The organism is Pseudorhodobacter sp. (assembly GCF_030452865.1).
GTDB lineage: Bacteria > Pseudomonadota > Alphaproteobacteria > Rhodobacterales > Rhodobacteraceae > Pseudorhodobacter.
Window position 1 is genome coordinate 1 of sequence record NZ_JAKDLJ010000369.1, and the last position, 3,535, is coordinate 3,535.

Here is a 3,535-nt window from a genome sequence, read left to right on the forward strand (position 1 = left end):
TTGGAGGAACCAAAATGTCCAGACTAAGCGCCTTCAACTTCCAGAAATGGATCGAGGATCACCAGCACCTCCTCAAGCCCCCGGTTGGCAACAAGATGGTGTTTGAGGATTCCGGCCTGATGGTCACCGTCGTCGGTGGGCCGAACAAGCGCACCGATTACCACGACGACCCAGTGGAGGAGTTCTTTTATCAGCTCAAAGGCGATATGCTGCTGAAACTGCATGACACCAAATCCGGCGATTTCTATGACGTACCAATCCGCGAAGGCGATATTTTCCTGCTGCCCGCGCATATGCGCCATTCGCCACAGCGCCCGCAGGAAGGCTCCATCGGGTTGGTGATCGAACCGGAACGCCCCGAAGGTGCGCTGGACGCGGTTGAGTGGTATTGCTTTGACTGTCAACACCGCGTTCACCGTGCCGAGGTGGATCTGACCAGCATCGTCGACGATCTTCCGCCGATCTATGCCGCGTTTTACGCCGATGAAAAAGCACGCACCTGCCCGAACTGCGGCACGATTCATCCGGGCAAGGAGCCGCCGGAAGGCTGGGTCAAACTCTGATTGCTTTAGACTTGAAACGATTCAACATCCGGGTCATTGTGCCCTATACAAAAAGGCCAGAACGGCCAGTTCCAACAGGGAGTAGATGATGAAGAAACTACTGACAGCCGCCAGTCTGATGGCGTTCATGGCAGGCTCGGCATTTGCCGACCCCCTGAAAATCGGGGTGATTACCACGCTTTCCGGGCCTGCGGGTTATCTGGGTGCGGATGCGCGTGACGGGATGCTTTTGGCGCAGGAAATGGAAGGCGGCAAACTCGGTGGCGTCGATGTGGAGTTTGTGGTGGAAGACGACGGGTTGAAACCCGCAAATGGTCGCCAGATCGCCGAGAAGTTCATGCAGAACGATGGCATCAAGCTGCTGACCGGCATCATCTTTTCCAACGTCGCGGGTGCCACCGTGCCGGATATTCTGGACAATGGTGGCATCTACATCAGCCCCAACGCGGGCCCTTCGACCTTTGCAGGCGCAGGCTGCGACAAGAATTATTTCGTCGTAAGCTGGCAGAATGATGCGTTGCACGAAGCCGCAGGCGCTGCGGCCAAAGAAAAGGGCTACAAGACCGCCGTGGCCCTTGCGCCGAACTACCAAGCGGGCAAAGACGCCATCGCCGGTTTCAAGCGGATGTTCGGCGGCGAAGTGACCGAGATTTACACCCAGCTTGACCAGACCGATTTTGCCGGTGAAATGGCGCAAATCCGCGACGCCAACCCCGAAGTGGTGTTCCAGTTCCATCCCGGCGGGCTTGGGATTGCCTTCCTGAAGCAGTATCAGCAGGCCGGTCTTCTGGGCAAGATCCCGATGGTTCTGTCGGAACCGTCAACGGATGCCGTCGTGCTTGGTGCCGTCAAGGATGCGGCAGTCGGCGTCACGGCCACGGCGCATTGGAACCGCGACTTCGACAATCCTGCCTCCAAGGAATTCGTGGCGGCCTGGGAAAAGAAATACGGCGACCGCCCGATCACCTATTACGCCAGCCAAGGCTATGACACCGCGCGTCTGATCAGCAGCGCGCTGGCCAAAACCGGCGGGCTGGATGACATGGAGGCCTTCCGCGAAGCGGTGAAGGCCGCCGATTTCAAAAGCGTTCGTGGCGATTTCAAATTCGGCAACAACCAGCACCCGATTCAGGACTGGTACGTTCTGAACATCGTGGATGATGGCAAGGGCGGCGCAAAAGCCGTGACCGACCACATGATCCTGAAAGATCACGGCGACAGCTACTCCGATCAGTGCAAGATGTGATCAGGCACAGGGGCCAATCAAGGGTTGGCCCCTTTTCAATCCGAAATAGGGCAACCATTTCAACATGATCCTGATTATTGAGCAATTGCTGAACGGGTTGCAATACGGGGTCACGCTGTTCCTGCTTGCCGCCGGGCTGACGCTGATTTTCGGCATCATGGGGGTGATCAATCTTGCCCACGGCTCGCTGTTCATGGTCGGTGCCTATGCTGGCACCTATGTCGCGGGGCTTACGGGTAGCTTTTGGGCGGGTTTGCCCGCGGCATTGATCGCCGCTGCACTGACCGGTTTCGTGGTGGAGGCGGTCGTGGTGCGCCGCCTGTACGCCCGCGACCATTTGGATCAGGTTTTGGCGACCTTCGCGCTGATCCTGATCTTCAATCAGTCGATCACCATGCTTTTTGGCCGCCAGCCGGTTTATGCCCATATGCCGGATGCGTTTTCCGGCGCGGTCACTCTGATGCCGGGTCTGCCGTATCCCACCTATCGCCTGCTGATCATCGCGACCGGGCTTCTGGTGGCGCTGGGGCTGTATCTGCTGATCAACCGCACCAAGATCGGCATGCTGGTGCGCGCCGGGGCCAGCAACCGTGACATGGTGCGCGCTTTGGGCGTCGACATCAAACTGCTTTACACGCTGGTTTTCGGCCTCGGCGCGCTGCTCGCGGGGCTGGCAGGGTACATGACTGGCCCAATCTCCTCGGTTCAGGTCGGCATGGGGGAGCAGATATTGCTGGCAACTTTCGTGGTCGTGGTGGTTGGTGGTGTCGGTTCGATCAAGGGTGCCTTCGTGTCGGGCATTATACTGGGCGTGGTTGACACCATGCTGCGGGCGTTTCTGCCGACGATCCTGCGCAGTTTCATGCAGCCGTCGGACGCGGATGCAATCGGGCTTGGGATCGCCTCGATGGGGATCTATCTGCTGATGGCCCTGGTGCTGTTGGTGCGGCCCAAGGGCCTGTTTGCGGCGGGGAATTGACGATATGAAATTCGTCCTTGCCGCCGTTGTTGCCGCGCTGCTGATGGCCCTGCCCTTTACGACGGAAATGTTCGGCCAACCCGCCATGCTGTCACTTGCCACCCGCGTCATCATCTACTCAATCGCCGCAGCCAGCCTGAATTTCATCCTTGGCTATGGCGGGATGATCAGCTTTGGTCATGCCGCGTTTTTCGGTATCGGGGCCTATAGCGTCGGGATTCTGTTCGCACATTCCAGCGGTGAGCCGATGTTTGGCCTCATCCCCGGTTCAACACAGATGCTCGTCACGCTTCCGGTGGCGATTCTCGCTTCCGGCGCGGTTGCAGCAATCATCGGCGCGCTGAGCCTGCGCACAGGCGGCGTGCAGTTCATCATGATCACACTGGCCTTCGCACAAATGCTGTTTTTCTTCTTCGTCTCGCTGACACCTTATGGTGGCGAGGATGGCTTGATGATCCGCCGTGCGAATGACCTCTTCGGCCTGAACATGCGCGACAAGACCACGCTTTACTTTGTGGTGCTCGGCTTCGCGGTTCTGTTCTTTGCTGGCCTCTGGCGGGTGATCCACTCGTCTTTTGGCGCGGTGCTACAAGGCATCCGCCAGAATGAGCGCCGGATGGCGGCGCTTGGCTTCAACCCGTTTCGCTACAAACTTTACGCATTCATCCTTGCCGGGATGGGGGCCGGGATGGCAGGGGCGTTGATGGCGAATTACCTGCGCTTTGCCAGCCCGGACATGATGCATTG

4 protein-coding genes are annotated in these 3,535 nt (G+C 58.5%); all 4 read left to right on the forward strand.

Annotation, left to right across the window (positions count from 1 at the left end; translation table 11 throughout):
* Positions 1–14: 14 nt before the first annotated feature.
* Entirely contained in the window at positions 15–563 is a 549-nt protein-coding gene (locus L0H65_RS16460; RefSeq protein ID WP_301460274.1) for a 3-hydroxyanthranilate 3,4-dioxygenase, read from the forward strand.
* A gap of 88 nt (positions 564–651) precedes the next feature.
* A complete protein-coding gene (locus L0H65_RS16465; protein ID WP_367652008.1) occupies positions 652–1,809 on the forward strand; it encodes an ABC transporter substrate-binding protein in 1,158 nt (385 codons plus the stop codon).
* A 64-nt stretch (positions 1,810–1,873) separates the two neighbouring features.
* Entirely contained in the window at positions 1,874–2,788 is a 915-nt protein-coding gene (locus L0H65_RS16470) for a branched-chain amino acid ABC transporter permease (protein WP_301460276.1), read from the forward strand.
* A gap of 4 nt (positions 2,789–2,792) precedes the next feature.
* A partial coding sequence (locus L0H65_RS16475) for a branched-chain amino acid ABC transporter permease (RefSeq protein ID WP_301460277.1) occupies positions 2,793–3,535 on the forward strand: 743 nt, incomplete at its 3' end.

Coding starts and splice junctions, on each gene's coding strand:
- L0H65_RS16460 (WP_301460274.1), top strand. CDS start 15: ATGTCCAGACTAAGCGCCTTCAACTTCCAGAAATGGATCGAGGATCAC.
- L0H65_RS16465 (WP_367652008.1), top strand. CDS start 652: ATGAAGAAACTACTGACAGCCGCCAGTCTGATGGCGTTCATGGCAGGC.
- L0H65_RS16470 (WP_301460276.1), top strand. CDS start 1,874: ATGATCCTGATTATTGAGCAATTGCTGAACGGGTTGCAATACGGGGTC.